This is a genomic window from Streptomyces sp. NPDC017676 (assembly GCF_044329325.1).
Lineage (GTDB): Bacteria > Actinomycetota > Actinomycetes > Streptomycetales > Streptomycetaceae > Streptomyces.
On sequence record NZ_JBIRJA010000022.1, the window covers coordinates 90,800 to 108,446 of the forward strand.

Below are 17,647 nucleotides of genomic sequence, written 5' to 3' on the forward strand. Positions count from 1 at the left end.
TCACGAACGGCGCTGCCTGCGAGGCGACAGCGACGCCCCTCGTACGCGGCTCGGCCGAGAACCCGCGTCCTGCGAGGAAGCGTCCGCCGCGTCCGCCGCGCGGGGTGGGCCCCGGGCGCCGGACGCCGCGGCACATGGCATGGAGGCGCGGTCCAGAGCAGCTGACCAGGGCTCAACCTGGCCGACGGCCGTACCGGGGCCGGCGGGCCGTCGTCCGCACGTCCGTCACCCCGGTCGGCTCGTCGACCGGGGTGAAGATGACGTCGGTTGCGGCACCGCCGGAGACGTCGGGGGGCTCACACCATGCGCAGGGTCCAGCTCCAGCGGTGCACCCCCGGTGAGACGAGGTAGGCGGGGAAGGTGTCGGGGCCGCAGGAGGCCGTGCCGAGGCCCCGGTGAGCGGCGTCGATGTGGACCACGCAGCCGGGACGCGGCGTGAGTTCGTCGTGGTGCGCGGCGGCGGTGAGGTCCTCGGCGCGGTAGCGGGTGACGGAGACCTGACGGGGCTCGTCCAGCTCGACCGCGAGTCCGGTGGCGTCGGGCGACGACAGCGTGAACCGCCGTACGCCGTGCCGGCCGCCGCTCTCCTGGGGCCGCAGGTAGGGGGTGAACAGGTCGTCGACGGGCAGTGCGTGGTGGCCGACCGGTGCTCCGGCGGCCCGGTCCGGATACGACTCCCAGGGCCCCTGGCCGAACCACTCCAGCAGATCGAGCCCGGCCACCGTCTCGAAGACCGAGCCGATGCGGGCCACGTCGTGGAACTCCTCGGGCAGCTCGGCCGACTCGTCGACCCGGACGCCGCCCTCGACAGGCGTGCATTCCTGCCGGTGCCGTACCACGCCGAGGGTGCAGGCGTATGCGGCCTCCACGGTCACCCGTGTGCCGTCCCGGTGTACGGAGACGACCTTGCGCACCATCCGGTCCAGGCCCCAGGCGCGCCAGCGCGGCGCCATCCCGCCCAGCTCGTCGTTGTCGGTGGGTGCCCGCCACAGCGACAGCGTCGGGGCGGTGGTCAGCAGCGGGTGGCGCAGCAGCCCCTCGGCGTCCACTTCGACGGCCGGGCCGGCCACGACCGGCTCCCTCGGGGCGTCCGCCGCCCGCAACCGGATCCGGGGCGTGCACACCTCCGTACCGGCCGGTGCCCACGCCTGGTCCTCGGCCGTCGTCACCCGCAGCGTCAGCCACGCCTCACCGCCGTCGGCCGGCACCGCGAACGGCAGCGGTACGGCCGCGGTCTCACCCGGCCGCAGATCGGGCAGTTCGGCCGGGCCGGTCAGGGTACGGCCGTCGGCCAGCGCGAGCTCCCAGGTGCCGGTCAGCCAGTCCAGGCCACGGAAGTGCTGATGGTTGGCGAGGACGATGCCCTCGTGCCTGAAGCACCGGATGCGGACCGGCGCCGCGATCTCCCGGTGCTCGTACATCGCGGGCTTGGGGGTGCGGTCGGGGAAGACGATCCCGTCCGCGACGAACGCCCCGTCGTGCAGGGTCTCGCCGAAGTCACCGCCGTACGCCCAGCGGTGGCCGGGCGCGGCGACACCGTTGCCGTGGAGTCCGGCGCCCGCGCGCCCGACCGGCCTGCCGTCGCTCACGCGCTGGAGGATTCCGTGGTCCCAGAACTCCCAGATGAACCCGCCCTGAAGACCCGGAGTGGACTCGATGGCGGCCCAGTGGTCGGCCAGCGTGCCGTTGCTGTTGCCCATCGCATGCGAGTACTCGCACTGGATCAGGGGCTTGGTCTGCTGCCCGGACAGCGCGTGTGCCAGGCAGTCCTCCAGCGGCGCGTACATGGGGCAGGCGATGTCGGATGCCACGTCCGGATCGGCCCAGCCGCGCTTGGCCGCGCCCTCGTACTGGATCGGCCGGGTGGGATCGTGCCGGCGCACCCAGCCCGCCGCCGCGTCGTGGTTGGCGCCGTAGTCGGACTCGTTGCCCAGCGACCAGACGATGATCGAGGGATGGTTCTTGTCGCGCAGCACCATGCGCGCGACGCGATCCACGAAGGCGTTGAGGTAGCGCGGGTCGTCGGCGATCTCATGGGCCTGGTCGTGGGACTCGATGTCCGCCTCGTCGACGACGTAGAAGCCCAGTTCGTCGGCGAGGTCGTACAGCCACGGGTCGTTCGGGTAGTGCGAGGTGCGGATCGCGTTGAAGCCGAACCTCTTCAGCAGCACCAGGTCCGCGCGCATGTCGTCGTACGAGACCGTCCGCCCGGTCAGCGGGTGGAAGTCGTGCCGGTTGACGCCCCGGATGAAGACCCGCTCGCCGTTGACCAGCAGGTCCCGGCCGACGATCTCGACGTCCCGGAAACCGATGCGGTGGTACGAGGAGTCCGCGACCGTGCCGTCCGAGCGGTGCAGCCGGACGGTCAGCCCGTACAGCTCGGGCTGCTCCGCGTTCCAGGTGCGCACCTCGGGCACGACGGCGTGGACACGGGCCTCTCCCAGGAAGTCGGAGACCCGCTCGTCCGCCGCGTTGAGCCGGTCGAACTCGGCGTCCTGGGCGAGGGGTTCACCGTCCAGGTCACCGGTGACGTACCAGCCCTCGGGCAGCGCCCGGTCGCCCGCCGCGTTGCGCACCAGGCAGTCCACCCGCAGGTCGCCGTCCTGGCGTGCGCGTACGGTCACCTCCGCGAGGTGCAGGGGGTCGGTCGTGTACAGCAGCACGGAGCGGGTGATCCCGCCGTGCCACCACTGGTCCTGGTCCTCGATGTGCGTGGCGTCGGACCACTTGACCACCGTCAGCCGTACGACCGAGGGCTCACCGGGGCGTACGACGCCGGTCAGGTCGAACTCGGCGGCCAGGTGGGAGTCCTTGGAGATGCCGACGGGCCGTCCGTCGACGTGGACCAGCAGCACGCTCTCGGCGGCCCCGACCTGTAGGACGATCCGGCGGCCGGCCCAGTCGGCGGGGACGTCCACGTGTCGTTCGTACACACCGGTCGGATTGGCGGCGGGCGACTGTGGGGGGAATTCCGGGAACGGCATACGGACATTGGTGTACTGCGGCAGGTCGTCGGTGTCCTGCATCGTCCACACGCCGGGAACGTGTGCCGTCGACCATGTGCCGTGGACCGTCGCCTCCGGCGTCGGCAGCAGCTGGAAGCGCCAGTCGCCGTCCAGGGAGAGGGCGCCGGAGCGCCGGTCGACGGCGTTCATCGGCAGCCGCCCCCAGGAGGTCACCTCGGGTGCCTGCCAGGGGCGCAGGGCCAGAAGCGGGTCCGTCACCGGATGGCTCCCTTGCCGAGGTCGCCGATGATCTGCTTGGCACCGATCGCGAAGACGATCAGCAGGGGGATGAGGGCGAGGAGTGCGCCGGTCACGACGATTCCGTAGTCGGTGGTGCCGTGCGTGCCGTTGAGCTGGGACAGGGCCACCTGGAGGGTGACGTTGCGGGGGTTGGTGAGGGCGATCAGGGGCCAGGCGTAGTCGTTCCACTGACCCATGAAGGTGAAGATGCCGAGGAAGGCGAGGCCCGGCCGGACGACCGGCAGGGCGACGTGCCAGTACTGGCGGAGGAAGTTCGCGCCGTCGATGCGGGAGGCGTCGAGGAGTTCGTCGTGGATGGCGCCCCTCATGTACTGGCGCATCCAGAAGATGCCGAACGCGTTGGCCGCGGCCGGCACGATGAGCGAGGTCATGGAGCCGATCCAGCCGAGCTTCGCCATGATCACGAACTGCGGGATGGCCGACAGCTGCGCCGGCACCATGAAGATGACCATGAGCAGTGCGAACAGCGCGTTCTTGCCGGGGAAGTCGAACTTGGCGAAGACGAAGGCCGCCAGCGAGTCGAAGAACAGGACCAGGAAGGTCACCGAGCCCGCCACCAGCAGCGAGTTCCCCATCGAGCCGAAGAAGGCGACGCTGTGGAGAAGGTTGCGGACGTTCTCCAGGAAGTGCGAGCCCGGCAGCAGCTTCGGCGGGTAGGCGAAGATCTCCGACGACGTGTGCGTCGACATGATGACGGCCCAGTAGAACGGGAAGGCCGACAGCACCAGACCGACGATGAGGACGGCGTGCAGCGCGATGCCCCGGGTGAGGGTTCCCCGGATGCGCTGGGGCCCGCGGGTTCCTTGGATGGATGCCATGGTGACCGGCCTTCCTAGTCTTCGCCCCGACGCTGCACCAGGCGCCAGTTGACGATCGAGAAGAGGATGACGACGAGGAAGACGCCCCAGGCCACGGCGGCTCCGTAGCCGAAGTCGTTGTTGTCGAACGTCTGCTGGAAGAAGTAGAGGACCATCGTCCGGCCCGCGTGGCCGGGACCGCCGGAGAACGTCGACTCGTTGGCCGTGTTCTGCAGCAGCACCTGCGGTTCGGAGAAGCTCTGCAGACCCGTGACCGTGGACACCACGAGCACGAACAGCAGCACCGGCCGCAGCATCGGCAGCGTGATCCGGAAGAACGTCTGCACGGGACCGGCGCCGTCCATGCGGGCCGCCTCGTACAGCTCGCTCGGGATGGTCTGCAGGCCGGCCAGGAAGATGATCGCGTTGTAGCCGGTCCACTGCCAGGTCATCAGCGTCGCGACGGCGACCTTGATGCCCCACGGCGTGTTCAGCCACGCCACCTGATCGAGGCCGACCGCTTGCAGGAAGGCGTTCACCAGGCCGAAGTTCGTGGAGAAGACCGAGCCGAAGACGATCGCGACGGCCACTACCGAGGTGACGTTCGGCAGGAAGTAGGCGAAGCGGTAGACGTTCTTGAAGCGGACCGCCGAGTTCAGCATCACGGCCGTCACCATCGCCAGGAAGATCATGGGGAAGGTGGCCAGCGCCCAGATGACGATGGTGTTCCCGACCGACTGCCAGAAGTCGCTGTCGCTCAGCAGGTACTGGTACTGCGACAGACCCGCCCACTCCATCGGGCCGAGGCCGTCCCAGCGGTGGAGGGAGACGTAGAGCGAGAACCCGACCGGTATCAGGCCGAAGCAGAGGAAGAGGAGGTAGAACGGGGAGATCGCGGCGTAGAGGTGCCAGTACTTGCGCAGCCCCGTGCGGGGGCGGCCGGTCGCGAGGCTCTCCACGGTCGGCGCGGGCTTTTCGAGTGCGGTGGCCATCAGTAGCTCACCCCCAGGTGCTCGGCGATCCGACGGCACTTGCCCATGGCGTCCCTCCAGGCCTTCTCCGGGTCCTTGCCCAGGACGCCGACGTTCTTGATCTCGTCGAGCAGGGGCTGCGAGAGCGCCACGTCGTACGGGCTGTTGTAGGCGACCACGATCTTCTGTGCGGCGGGGCCGAAGACATCGGTGGTCACCTGACCGCCGAAGAAGGGGTCCGGATCCCGCAGTTGCTTCATGTCGTACGTGGCAGGGGTGGACGGGAACAGTCCCGCGTCGACGTACCCCTGGGCCTGGTTGGCGGCGTCCAGGATCCAGGTGATGATCTGGAACGCCCGCTCGGGCTCCCGGCACGCCTTGGTGATCGACAGGAACGATCCGCCGCTGTTCGAGGGCCGGACCGGCATCTGCGCCACGCGCCACTTGCCCTTGGTCTTCGGCACCCCGCTCTTGAGGTCGTACGTCGCCCAGGAGGCGCCGAGCTGGCTGGGCAGCTTTCCGTCCTGCACGGCCGACAGCTGGTCCGGTGTGCCGGTGACCAGGTCGGACACGATCTTGCGCTGCTTGGCCTCCACGGCCAGTGCCCAGGCGTGGCGCACATGCGCCTGGTCGCCGATGAAGTGCCGGTCCTTGTCGACGTACCGCTCGCTGCCCTGCTGCACCACGTTGGTGAAGACGGACGTGATGTCGGTGAGCAGGCAGGTCCCCGGGATCCTCCTCCTCAGCTGCTCGCCGGCCGCGAAGAACTTCTCCCAGGTGTTCAGCTCCTGGGAGACGTCGTCGGGTTCGTAGGGCAGCCCCGCCTTCCGGAAGACGGGGTACTGGTAGAAGTGCGCGACCGGCCCGCAGTCGATCGGAAACCCGACCATCGTGCCGTCGTCGGCGAGACCCTGCTCCCACTTCCAGGACAGGTACCGGCTCCTGTACCTGTCGGCTCCCAGGGTCCTGAGGTCGACGAACTGGTCGGCGTTGGGCAGGTAGGACGCCATGTCCTCGCCCTTGAGGCCCGCGATGTCGGGGATGTGGGCCCGGCCGGTCATGGTGGTGAGCAGTTTCGACCGGTAGTAGCCGCCGATCTTGATGGCCTGAAGGTCGATGTCGGCGTCGTAGCGGGCCTTCGCCTTCTGGACGACCGTGTCGCTCAGCCCGCCGTCCCAGTACCACAGGACCATGTTCCGGCCGGTGGAACCGGTCGGAACGGCACAGCCGGACGCCAGGCCGCCGAGCGCCGTGGCGGCCGTACCGGCCAGGCCCGCGCGCAGCAGGCCTCTACGTGAGAGCCGCACAGCTCCCACCGCCTTTCGGGGTCTCTTCGTGACTTCGCATGAACGTGGGGGTGGGGGTCAGTGCTGCCGTGCGGGGGGAGTGACGGGTGCGTACCGCACCGGTGGGCTGGGGTCGGCCGGCAGCCGGTCCGCGAGGAAGCCGTAGGCGCGCCTCAGGTCGGGGTCGGCCGGCGAAGAACGCCACCAGCGGTCGACGCCGTACCAGCCGGGGGCGGCGAGTGCGCCGCCGGGGTGCTGGACGGACAGTCCGGCGGCGAGGACGGCGAACCGCAGCCGTTCCGCCAGCGGCCAGCCGCCCAGCGAGGCGGCGACGAAGCTCGCCCCGAAGACGTCCCCCGCGCCCGTCGCGTCGAGGACGTCCACGTCGAGGGCCGGGACCTCCGCGTACTCGCCGGTCGTCTGGTCGACGGCCACCGCGCCGTGACCGCCGCGCGTCACCACAGCCACCGGGACCAGGTCCGCGAGTGCGCGCAGCGCGGCGGCCGCGGTGTCGGTGCGGGTGTAGGCCATGGCCTCGTGCTCGTTGGGGAGGAAGGCGTGGCACAGCGCGAGCTGGTCGAGGAGGTCGCGGGACCACTGCTGGGTGGGATCCCAGCCGACGTCCGCGTAGACGCGGGTGCCGTTCGCGGCCGCCTTGGCGATCCACTGGCGCGGCTCGGCCTCAAGGTGCACCAGGGCGGTGCGCGCCTCGGGCGGGTCACCCATCAGCGCGTCCTGCGAGTACGGCGGCTCCTGGCCGTGGGTGACCAGGGCGCGGTCGCCGCCGTGTGCGAGGGAGACGGTGACCGGGGTGGGCCAGCCGTTCGCGGTGCGGGAGAGCGAGAGGTCGACGTCCTCCTGGTCGCGCAGGACGTCCCGGCAGTGCTCGCCGTAGAAGTCGTCGCCGAAGACCGTGGCCAGCGAGGTGCGCAGACCGAACCGGGACGCGGCCACCGCGAGGTTCGCGATCCCGCCGGGGCCGCAGCCCATGCCGGCCGTCCAGACCTCCTCGCCCGGTGCCGGCGGCTTCGCGAGCCCCGTGAGGACGAGGTCGTAGAAGAGCAGCCCGGTCAGCAGCACGTCGGGCCTGTCGTCGTCCACACGCCACCCTCTCGTCAGAACTCGTCAATTTCGATGACCGGAATCGTGCGCCGCTCACCGAGATTGGTCAATAGTCGAGCAGAAGTGAGCATGGATTTGATTGAAGATGAAGAGTAGTGTTCACGGCGTGCTGGCAGAACGACGACATCAACTCATCCTGCGGGCCCTGCGCTCGGGTGGTCCCGCCGCCGTGACCGATCTCTCCGAGCAGCTGGGCGTGAGCCCCGCCACGATCCGGCGCGACCTGGTCAAGCTGGAGGAGGACGGGCTGCTCACGCGGGTGCACGGCGGCGCGGTCGTGGAGGAGGGCGACCAGCCCTTCGCCGAGGTCGCCGAGGTGCGCGTGGCCGAGAAGGACGCCATAGCGGAGCGTGCCGCGGCCATGGTCGCCGACGGCCAGTCGGTGCTGCTCGACATCGGCACCACCGCCTACCGGCTGGCCCGCCAGTTGCACGGCCGCCGCCTCACGGTCATCACCAGCAACCTGGTCGTCTACGAGGAGCTCGCCGACGACGAGGGCATCGAACTGGTGCTGCTCGGCGGCATGGTCCGGCGCGAGTACCGGTCCCTGGTCGGCTTCCTCACCGAGGACAACCTGCGCCAGTTGCACGCCGACTGGCTGTTCCTGGGCACCAGCGGGGTCCGTCCGGGCGGACAGGTGATGGACACGACGGTCGTGGAGGTTCCGGTCAAGCGAGCCATGATCAACGCGAGCGACAAGGTGGTGCTGCTCGCCGACGCGGCCAAGTTCCCGGGTACGGGTATGGCGAAGGTATGCGGTCCCGAGCACCTGGACATGGTGGTGACCAACGCTCCCATCGACCCGGCGACCCGGTCCTCCCTGGAGGAGGCCGGCGTCGAGGTGGTCATGGCAGGAGCAGGAAGGGTACGGACGTGAAACTGACGATCCTGGGCGGCGGTGGATTCCGCGTGCCGCTGGTGTACGGGGCACTGCTGGCGGACCGCGGCGAGGGGCGGGTGACCGAGGTCGTCCTGCACGATCTCGACGACAGCCGGCTGCGGGCGGTCGCCCGTGTGCTCGCCGAACAGGCGTCGACCGTGGACGACGCCCCGACCGTGACCGTCAGCACGTCCCTGGACGAGGCCCTGCGCGGGGCCGACTTCGTCTTCTCGGCGATCCGCGTCGGCGGCCTGGAGGGCCGCGCGAACGACGAGCGGGTCGCCCTGGACGAGGGCGTCCTCGGCCAGGAGACGGTCGGCGCGGGCGGTATCGCCTACGGTCTGCGGACGGTCCCCGTCGCCGTCGACATCGCCCAGCGGGTGGCCCGCCTCGCCCCCGACGCCTGGGTCATCAACTTCACCAACCCCGCCGGCCTGGTCACCGAGGCCATGTCCCGTCACCTCGGCGACCGCGTCATCGGCATCTGCGACTCCCCGGTCGGACTCGGCCGCCGCATCGCCCGGGTTCTCGGTGCCGACCCGCGGGAGGCCTGGATCGACTACGTCGGCCTCAACCACCTCGGCTGGGTGCGCGGCCTGCGCGTCGCGGGCCGGGACGAACTCCCGCGCCTGCTCGCCGACCCCTGCCTGCTCGGCTCCTTCGAGGAGGGCAAGCTCTTCGGCGCCGACTGGCTGCGGTCCCTCGGCGCGATCCCCAACGAATACCTGCACTACTACTACTTCAACCGCGAGGCCGTCCGCGCCTACCAGCAGGCCGAGAAGACCCGCGGCGCCTTCCTGCGCGACCAGCAGGCGCACTTCTACCAGCAGGTCGGGGATCCGGGCGTGAAGGCCCTGGACGCCTGGAACCGCACCCGCGCCGAGCGCGAGGCGACCTACATGTCCGAGAACCGCGAGACCGCGGGCGCCGGCGAACGCGACGCCGACGACCTCTCCGGCGGCTACGAGAAGGTCGCCCTCGCCCTGATGCGCGCCATCGCCCGCGACGAGCGCACCACCCTGATCCTCAACGTCCGCAACCGCAGCACGCTGTCCGTGCTCGACGGGGAGGCCGTCATCGAGGTGCCCTGCTTCGTCGACGCCAACGGCGCCCACCCGGTCGCCGTCGACCCGCTGCCCGACCACGCCACCGGCCTGGTCTGCGCGGTGAAGGCCGTCGAGCGCGAGGTGCTCGCGGCCGCCGAGTCCGGCTCCCGCGCGACGGCCGTGAAGGCGTTCGCGCTGCACCCGCTGGTCGACTCGGTCAACGTCGCCCGCCGGCTGGTCGAGGGCTACACCGCGGTCCATCCCGGCCTGGCCTACCTCACCTAGGGCCTCTCGTTCGGATCATGCCGGGCTCGCGGGCCCTGGCACCGCGCCTCGCCGCGTTGTCGTCGGTTGCCATGGCTCCGCCATGGCGCCCTCCTCCGCCTTGCGATGCACGGCACCAGACCCCGCTCCCTGATCCGGCCTGATCCAAACGAAAGACCCTGGCCCAGCCTCTCAGCAAGCCCCTTCCAGCCCTCATCTGGAGACCGCCGGCCTGGCCCACCTCACCTGGCCGGCCGATCAGCAAGCGCCTTCCACCCCCCCCCGTCCGGAGACCGCCGGCCTGGCCCACCTCACCTGGCCGGCCGATCAGCCGGCGCTTCCAGCTCTCTTCGGGAGACCTCCATGCACGACGAACGCCGCCGGATCGAGGAGCGCGTAGAGCGTCTCCACAACCAGCGCATCAAGCCCGCGATCCACGCGGCCACCGTCCCCTTCGAGGTGGCGGTCTGGCAGGCCCCCGGGGAGCCGGTGCCCTTCGAGCAAGCCGCGGCCGCCCCGTACGAGCCGTTCGCCATGGACACCCCGTGGGGCCCGCCCTGGGGCACCACCTGGTTCCGGCTGCACGGCCGGGTGCCCGCCGAGTTCGCGGGTCGCCGCGTCGAGGCCGTCATCGACCTCGGCTTCGTGGGCGACTGGCCCGGCAACCAGGCCGAGGCCCTGGTCCACCGCACCGACGGGACCCCGCTGAAGGCGGTCAACCCGCTCAACCAGTACGTGCCGATCGCCGACCCGGCGACCGGCGGCGAAGTCGTCGACTACCTGCTCGAAGCCGCCTCCAACCCCGACATCCTCGCAGGCGACTTCGCGGCCCCGACCCCTCTCGGCGACGTCCTGACGGCAGGCGACAAGCCGCTCTACACCTTCAAGCGCGCCGACATCGCCGTCCTCGACGAAGAGGTCTGGCACCTCGACCTGGACCTTCAGGTGCTGCGCGAGCTGATGCTGGAGCTGGGCGAACACGATCCGCGCCGGCACGAGATCACGCACGCCCTCGACCACGCGATGGACCTGCTCGACCTGGACGACGTCTCCGGCTCGGCGCCCGCCGTCCGCGAGGCCCTGAAGCCGGTGCTGTCGAAGCCGGCGCACGCGAGCGCCCACCGCATCTCCGGCGTGGGCCACGCGCACATCGACTCGGCCTGGCTGTGGCCGATCCGCGAGACGAAGCGCAAGACCGCCCGGACCTTCTCCAACGTGACGTCGCTGGCGGACGAGTACGAGGAGTTCGTCTTCGCCTGCTCGCAGGCCCAGCAGTACGCGTGGGTGCGCGACAACCACCCGCGCGTGTGGGCCCGCATCCAGGAGTCGGTCAAGAAGGGCCAGTGGGCGCCGGTCGGGGGCATGTGGGTGGAGGCCGACGGCAACCTGCCCGGCGGCGAGGCCGTCGCCCGGCAGTTCGTCCACGGCAAGCGGTTCTTCATCGAGCACTTCGGCGTGGAGACCAAGGGCGTCTGGCTGCCCGACTCCTTCGGCTACAACGCGGCCTACCCGCAGCTCGCCAAGCTGGCCGGCAACGAATGGTTCCTCACCCAGAAGATCTCCTGGAACCAGACCAACAAGTTCCCCCACCACACCTTCTGGTGGGAGGGCATCGACGGCACCCGCATCTTCACCCACTTCCCGCCCGTCGACACCTACAACGCCTGCTTCAGCGGCGAGGAGATGTCCCGCGCGGTCCGCAACTACGCCGAGAAGGGCGCCGCGACCCGGTCGCTGGCCCCGTTCGGCTGGGGCGACGGCGGTGGCGGCCCCACCCGCGAGATCATGGAGCGCGCCCGACGCCTGAGGAACCTGGAGGGTTCCCCGCGGGTCGAGATCGAGCACCCGGACGCGTTCTTCGCCAAGGCCCGCGCCGAGTACGAGGACGCGCCGGTCTGGGTCGGCGAGCTCTACCTGGAGCTGCACCGCGCCACCTACACCTCCCAGGCCCGCACCAAGCAGGGCAACCGGCGCAGCGAACACAAGCTGCGCGAGGCCGAGTTGTGGGCCACGACGGCCGCCCTGCACGCGCCCGGCTACCAGTACCCGCACGACCAGCTCGACCGGCTCTGGAAGACCGTCCTGCTCCACCAGTTCCACGACATCCTGCCGGGCTCCTCGATCGCCTGGGTGCACCGCGAGGCCGAGGCCGAGTACGCGCGCGTCGCCGGAGAACTGGAGGCACTGACCGCCGAGGCGATCGCCGCGCTGGGCACCGGCACCGCCCGGGTCTTCAACACCAGCCCCTACGCCCGCGCCGAAGTCGTCCGCGACGGCGCGGGTGCGCCGGTCCACGTCGAGGTCCCGGCGAACGGCAGCGCGCCACTGACCGGCGGCGCCCAGGCTCCGCAGCCGGTGACGGTCGACGGGCGGGTCATCGACAACGGCCTGGTGCGCGTACGGATCGCGGACGACGGCACACTGTCCTCGGTGTACGACCTGCGGGCGAACCGCGAGGTCCTCGCCGACAAGGGCAACCTCCTGCGCCTGCACACCGACCTCCCGAACTACTGGGACGCCTGGGACGTCGACAAGCACTACAGGAACCGCTACACGGACCTGCTGGACCCCTCGGAGATCACGGTCGTCGAGCAGGACCCGCTCCTCGGCGCGATCCGTGTCAGCCGTTCGTTCGGCAACGGCTCGAAGATCACCCAGACGATCACGCTCCGGGCCGGCAGCCCCCGGATCGACTTCGAGACGGACATCGACTGGCACGAGGCGGAGAAGTTCCTCAAGGCCGGTTTCCCGGTGGACATCCGCGCCCCGCACTCCTCCGCCGAGATCCAGTTCGGCCATGTCCAACGGCCCACCCACACCAACACCAGCTGGGAGGCGGCCCGTTTCGAGGTCTCCGGCCACCGCTGGGTGCACATCGCGGAGCCCGGCTACGGCGTCGCCGTCATCAACGACTCGACGTACGGCCACGACGTCTCCCGGACGGTCCGCGAGGACGGCGGTACGACCACCACCGTCCGCCTCTCCCTGGTCCGCGCCCCGCGCGTCCCGGACCCCGGGGCCGACCAGGGCCGGCACCGCTTCACCTACTCCCTCCTGCCCGGCGCGAGCATCGCGGACGCGGTCGCCGAGGGCTACGCCCTCAACCTGCCGCTGCGGGTGGCCGAGGCGGCCGGCGAGCCGCAGCCCGTCGTCTCGGTGGACGGCGAGGGAGTGACCGTCGAGGCGGTCAAACTCGCCGACGACTCCTCCGGCGATGTCGTGGTCCGCCTCTACGAGTCCCGCGGCGGCCGCGCCCAGGGCCTCCTGCGCACCGGCTTCCCCCTCGCCGCCGCCCAGGTCACCGACCTGCTGGAGCGGCCCCTGGAGGACGCCGCCACCGACGGCGACACCGTGCCCGTCGAACTGCGACCCTTCCAGATCCTCACCCTCCGCCTGCGCAGGAGCTGACCGATGGCCATGCAACCCTGGTTCACCGACGCCAAGTTGGGGATCTTCGTGCACTGGGGCATCTACGCCGTCGACGGGGTCCAGGAGTCCTGGTCCTTCTACGACGACATCGTGCCGCACGACCAGTACATGTCCCAGCTTGAGCGCTTCACCGGCGCCCACTACGACCCCCGGGCGTGGGCGGACCTGTTCGCCCGCGCCGGCGCCAGGTACGCCGTCCTCACCAGCCGTCACCACGACGGCGTCGCCCTGTGGGACACGGCGTACGGCGACCTCAACCTCGGCAGGGACTACCTCGGCCCCTACACCGAAGCCCTGCGCGCCAGGGGCCTGAAGGTCGGCCTGTACTACTCGCACTCCGACTGGAACCACCCCGACTACGCGAGCACCCGCAAACCGGGCCGCCCGCCGGAGCTGGAGGACAACCGCTACTCGGAAGTGGCCGCCGAGGACGAGGACCTGGACGCCTGGGATCGGTTCATCGCCTACCGGGACGGCCAGATACGGGAGCTGGCCTCCCGCTACCGGCCGGACCTGATGTGGTTCGACGGCGAGTGGGAACGCAGCGAGGAACAGTGGCGCATCCCCGAACTGGCCGCGCTCATCCGCTCGTACGTCCCGCACGTCGTCTTCAACGCACGCATGCTCAGCGAGGGCGACTACGCCACGCCCGAACAGGGTGCCCCCATCGTGCCCCCGGACGGCCCCTGGGAACTGTGCCTGACGATCAACGACTCGTGGGGCTACCAGCACCACGACCACAACCACAAGTCCCTCGCCCAGCTGATCCGCCACTTCACCGAGACCATCGGCGGCGGGGGCAACCTGCTGCTCGACGTCGGCCCCATGGAGGACGGCACCATCCCGCAGCCGCAGGTCGAGCGCCTGGAGGGGCTGGGGGAGTGGATCCGTACACACGCGGCGGCCGTGTACGGCACGGTGCGCGGCCTCCCGCCCGGGCACCACTACGGTCCCAGCACCCTCTCTCCCGACCGGCGCACCCTCTACCTCACCGTGTTCGACGCCCCGCGCGCCGAGATCGGCGTCCGTGGCCTGGCCACCAAGGTCAACAAGGTCACCGTCCTCGGCACCGGCACCGAACTCCGCCACCGGGTGATCGGCGGACTCCACGAGGCGGTCGGGGTGCTGTGGATCGACCCACCGGCCGAGTCCGACCTCGACCCGTACGCCACCGTCCTCGCCGTCGAACTGGACGGCGAACTGGAGCTGTACCGGGGGGCCGGCCGGCCCTGACCCCGGCGATCCGTGTGCGTACGGAGAACCGAGATGGTGCGACGATGGCCGGCGGACGGACGCCCTGCCTTCCCGGCATTGTGGGGGAAGGCAGGGCGCCAGACGCTCCCACTGCCGGCGGCCGGCAGGGGCATGCGCCCGCTCGTCGTCACCGAGGCTGGTAGGCAGTGGCCAGTATGGAGACGGTGACCTGATCGGGCAGGAAGCCGTCCCGGCTGAGGTCCGCATGGCTGATGTGGCGTGCGCTCGGCGTCATCGCCACCAGAGCCAGGGCATCCGGCCCGGACAGGGTCGCGGGGTACTCCACCCGTTCGGTGACGACCGCCTCGAAGAAGGGGTTCAGCGCCTGGTGCAGGCGCGGTTCCTTGGCCGGGTCGACGGCGACCATCCCAGGCACTCGTTCGCGCAGCTCGGCCAGGTGCCGCCCGGCGGGGCGGACCACGATCAGCCTCCCGGACGGGCGCAGCACGCGGTGGAACTCGGCCGGGTTGCGCGGGGCGAACACGTCCAGCACGACGTCGGCCACTGCGTCGGCGAGCGGGAAGGGACGGAAGACGTCCCAGGCCACCGCGGCGGCTCGGTGGTGGGCACGGGCTGCCGAGCGCAGCGCGCGCACCGACGTGTCCAGCCCCAGCCCACGGGCGCCGGGCAGCCGGTCGAGTACGCCGGCCAGGTAGTAGCCCGTGCCGCACCCCACGTCCACGACCGTGGCCTGCTCGGACACGGCGTCGGCCACCAGGCGGGCCCCCACTTCGCGGACGGGCGCGTAGGCGCCGGTGGACAGGAACCGGTCCCGGGCCTGGACCATGGCCGTGCCGTCGGCGCTGGTGGCGCGGGTGCCCGTGAGCAGGCTCGCGTAGCCATGGCGGGCGACGTCGAAGGTATGGCCCACAGGGCAACGCAGCGCGCCGCGCTCGGGGTGCAGGCGGCGCGTGCGGCACGTCGGGCAACGCAGCAGGTCGAGGGAGAGTTCGAGGGCAGGGGGAAGCGACACGGGCATGAGGCACTCCTGGCAAGGGGGAGGGAAGGGACCGTGCCTGCACGCGCCCGGAGCGTCACTGCCGGAAAGAGGAACGGGCAGCGTAGGAAGCGGGGTTCACGAAGCAGGCACACCAAGGAGGGCGACGCCGTCCGACATCGCCCTCAACGCCTTCCGATCACAGGAAGCAGCAGTGCGGGGTGCTCATGAATGCCACGTCATGAGTGTACGAGCATCGGCGGACCCCTCGCGTCGTAGTGGCGGCGGTAGTGGTTGCAGGTGTGGAGGAAGTCGGCGAGGGCTTGTGTCCGTTGTGGGTGGGTGGTGCAGGGGCTGAGGCGGGCCACTCGTCGGGCAACGGGCGCTTGAAGCGTTCAACTTCGTCGTTGACCTGGGGCCGCCAGGGACTGGCCACCGGGTTTCGGGGCATGGCCGGCCCGGTAAAGGCCAGGTCAGGTGGCTGATGTGACAAAGGTGACCGCTGTGGCCGTGGCGGCTCGGAGTGGCGGGAGGGCGCGTCCCGGCGGCAGCCTGGGAGGGTCCCTTGAGCGACAGGACGGGAGACAGACATGACCTCCGTACTCCGTCACCACTGCCTTCGTGCACTCGGCGCCGGTGCTCTCTCCGTGGCGCTGCTCTCCGGCGGGACGACCGGAGCCGTGGCCGCGAGCCCGAGCCCCAGCACCATGGCCTCGATCACCGTGAAGGCCGACAAGACCGAGGTGAAGGCCGGGGACACGGTGACGTTCACCGGCCGCACGAAGGGCCTGAAGGTCGGTTCCCCGCTCGTGCTCCAGCACGAGAAGTCCGGCAAGTGGACCGCGCTCAGGGCGACCGCCAAGGTGAAGAAGGGCAGCACGTACGCCCTGATCGCCAAGCTCAACACCAAGGGTGCCGAGCATCTGCGGATCGCGGGCGTGAGCGGGCACGAGAAGGTCTACTCGCCCACCGTGACGGTGAAGGTGAAGTGAGCACCCGCACCTGCGGACACCCGGCGGCCTCGCATCCCTGGAGGATGCGAGGCCGGCGCTGGATCACCCACCGACCCGACCAACGCTGCCGGGTTCCGCGCGTGTTGCTCGCGTGTCCGCGCGAGGCTCTCGCCGTCAGCTCTCCACGAAGGCGAGGATGTCGGCGTTGAGGACCTCGGGGTGTGTCGACAGCATCCCGTGGGGGTAACCCTCGTAGCTCTTGAGCGTGCCGTTCCTGAGCAGCTCGGCGGACTTCGGGCCCGAGTCGGCGTACGGCACGACCTGGTCGTCCGTCCCGTGCATCACGAGGACGGGGACGTCGATCCTCTTGAGGTCCTCGGTGAAGTCGGTTTCCGAGAAGGCCTTGATGCACTCGTAGTGCGCGATCGCCGCGCCCATCATGCCCTGCCACCACCACCGGTCGATCAGTCCCTGGGACACCTGGGCCCCGGGCCGGTTGAAGCCGTAGAACGGCCCGGCGGGGACGTCGATGAAGAACTGGGCCCGGTTGGCGGCGAGGGCCGCCCGGAATCCGTCGAAGACCTCGATCGGGGTGCCCTCGGGGTTGCTGTCCTTCTTCACCATGACCGGTGGGACGGCCGCGACGAGTACCGCCTTGGAGACACGGCCGGGCTTGGCCTGTGCCACATAGCGCGTGACCTCGCCCCCGCCGGTGGAGTGCCCGACGTGCACGGCCCCCTGCAGGTCGAGGGCGTCGGTCAGCACGTTGACGTCGGCGACGTAGGTGTCCATGTCGTGGCCGGTCGAGGGCTGGCTGGACCGCCCGTGCCCGCGGCGATCGTGGGCGATGACCCGGTACCCCTTGGAGAGGAAGAACAGCAACTGGGCGTCCCAGTCGTCGGAGCTGAGCGGCCAGCCGTGGTGGAAGACGATCGGCTGGGCGTCCCGCGGGCCCCAGTCCTTGTAGAAGATGACGGTGCCGTCCGGCGTGGTGACTGTACTCATCGCTGATTCCCCTGCTGTGTCGGATGCTCAGTTGTGCGTTGTGCGAGTCGAGCCGCGCCCGGGTGAAAGCGGTGCACCGGCCGACCCCGGCCCACGCGGGAGAATCTTCTCGGACCGGACCGCTTCCGGCCGTCATGCCACCCGGGCCGCGCCCGGTTTCACTTGGTTGCTACGACCGCTTGGAGGATGAGGTCCACGACCTCGGCCGGGGGAGAGAGCACGATCATGTGCGAGGAGTCGGTCTCCACGCAGCCGGTTCCGGCACGGGGGCAACCGAACCACCGCACGTCGTCCAAGCGGGCTTCGTCCTCCGGGCCGTGGGGGGGGGCCCCCCCCCCCCCCCCCCGCCCCCCCCGCGGGGGGGGGGGCCCCCCGGGCGCGGGACCGGCGGCGGTGCGGGGTCCCGCCGCGCGGGGACGCTCAGAATCCCCGCAGAC

Annotated in this window: 13 protein-coding genes; 5 read left to right on the top strand and 8 right to left on the bottom strand. The window is 70.6% G+C overall.

Annotated features, from left to right (window positions below):
• Positions 1 to 296 precede the first annotated feature (296 nt).
• Genes ACH4LD_RS36615 through ACH4LD_RS36635 form a run of 5 tightly spaced genes read right to left on the bottom strand, consistent with a single transcriptional unit; the run spans position 297 to position 7,421 of the window.
• Positions 297 to 3,224, bottom strand: a complete 2,928-nt coding sequence (locus tag ACH4LD_RS36615; protein WP_398058478.1) for a glycoside hydrolase family 2 TIM barrel-domain containing protein — start codon at positions 3,222 to 3,224, stop codon at positions 297 to 299.
• On the bottom strand, positions 3,221 to 4,084 hold the full coding sequence (locus tag ACH4LD_RS36620; protein ID WP_398058479.1) for a carbohydrate ABC transporter permease: 864 nt from the start codon (positions 4,082 to 4,084) through the stop codon (positions 3,221 to 3,223). The genes ACH4LD_RS36615 and ACH4LD_RS36620 overlap by 4 nt, the downstream gene beginning before the upstream one ends.
• 14 nt (positions 4,085 to 4,098) lie before the next feature.
• Positions 4,099 to 5,055, bottom strand: a complete 957-nt coding sequence (locus ACH4LD_RS36625; RefSeq protein ID WP_398058480.1) for a carbohydrate ABC transporter permease — start codon at positions 5,053 to 5,055, stop codon at positions 4,099 to 4,101.
• Positions 5,055 to 6,341 (bottom strand): ABC transporter substrate-binding protein, encoded by a 1,287-nt coding sequence (locus ACH4LD_RS36630; protein ID WP_398058481.1) that lies wholly within the window; start codon positions 6,339 to 6,341, stop codon positions 5,055 to 5,057. The genes ACH4LD_RS36625 and ACH4LD_RS36630 overlap by 1 nt, the downstream gene beginning before the upstream one ends.
• Before the next feature lie 57 nt (positions 6,342 to 6,398).
• The gene (locus ACH4LD_RS36635) at positions 6,399 to 7,421 is read right to left on the bottom strand and encodes a carbohydrate kinase family protein (RefSeq protein ID WP_398058482.1); all 1,023 of its coding nucleotides are present in this window, start codon (positions 7,419 to 7,421) and stop codon (positions 6,399 to 6,401) included.
• A gap of 127 nt (positions 7,422 to 7,548) precedes the next feature.
• Here ACH4LD_RS36635 and ACH4LD_RS36640 point away from each other — a divergent pair, with 127 nt between their 5' ends.
• From ACH4LD_RS36640 to ACH4LD_RS36655, 4 genes are all read left to right on the top strand, one after another.
• Positions 7,549 to 8,319: a DeoR/GlpR family DNA-binding transcription regulator gene (locus ACH4LD_RS36640; RefSeq protein WP_132789448.1), complete on the top strand. Its 771-nt coding sequence runs from the start codon at positions 7,549 to 7,551 to the stop codon at positions 8,317 to 8,319.
• Positions 8,316 to 9,653 carry a 6-phospho-beta-glucosidase gene (locus ACH4LD_RS36645; RefSeq protein WP_398058483.1) on the top strand — a complete coding sequence of 446 codons (1,338 nt, stop codon included), beginning with the start codon at positions 8,316 to 8,318 and terminating at the stop codon, positions 9,651 to 9,653. Before ACH4LD_RS36640 ends, ACH4LD_RS36645 begins: the two co-directional genes overlap by 4 nt.
• 342 nt (positions 9,654 to 9,995) lie before the next feature.
• Positions 9,996 to 13,040: an alpha-mannosidase gene (locus tag ACH4LD_RS36650; RefSeq protein WP_398058484.1), complete on the top strand. Its 3,045-nt coding sequence runs from the start codon at positions 9,996 to 9,998 to the stop codon at positions 13,038 to 13,040.
• Positions 13,041 to 13,043: 3 nt separating this feature from the next.
• Positions 13,044 to 14,294: an alpha-L-fucosidase gene (locus tag ACH4LD_RS36655; RefSeq protein ID WP_398058485.1), complete on the top strand. Its 1,251-nt coding sequence runs from the start codon at positions 13,044 to 13,046 to the stop codon at positions 14,292 to 14,294.
• A gap of 148 nt (positions 14,295 to 14,442) precedes the next feature.
• On the opposite strand, the gene ACH4LD_RS36660 is transcribed toward ACH4LD_RS36655, so the two are convergent.
• Positions 14,443 to 15,294, bottom strand: coding sequence for a methyltransferase domain-containing protein (locus ACH4LD_RS36660; RefSeq protein WP_398058486.1), 852 nt, complete (start codon positions 15,292 to 15,294; stop codon positions 14,443 to 14,445).
• Between the two features lie 548 nt (positions 15,295 to 15,842).
• Between ACH4LD_RS36660 and ACH4LD_RS36665 the strand changes: the two genes are divergently transcribed.
• On the top strand, positions 15,843 to 16,244 hold the full coding sequence (locus ACH4LD_RS36665; RefSeq protein WP_398058487.1) for a hypothetical protein: 402 nt from the start codon (positions 15,843 to 15,845) through the stop codon (positions 16,242 to 16,244).
• Positions 16,245 to 16,379: 135 nt separating this feature from the next.
• Here the strand turns inward: ACH4LD_RS36665 and ACH4LD_RS36670 are convergent, their stop codons facing one another.
• Entirely contained in the window at positions 16,380 to 17,210 is an 831-nt protein-coding gene (locus ACH4LD_RS36670; RefSeq protein ID WP_132789460.1) for an alpha/beta fold hydrolase, read from the bottom strand.
• A gap of 158 nt (positions 17,211 to 17,368) precedes the next feature.
• A complete protein-coding gene (locus ACH4LD_RS36675; protein WP_398058488.1) occupies positions 17,369 to 17,506 on the bottom strand; it encodes a hypothetical protein in 138 nt (45 codons plus the stop codon).
• Positions 17,507 to 17,647: the final 141 nt, after the last annotated feature.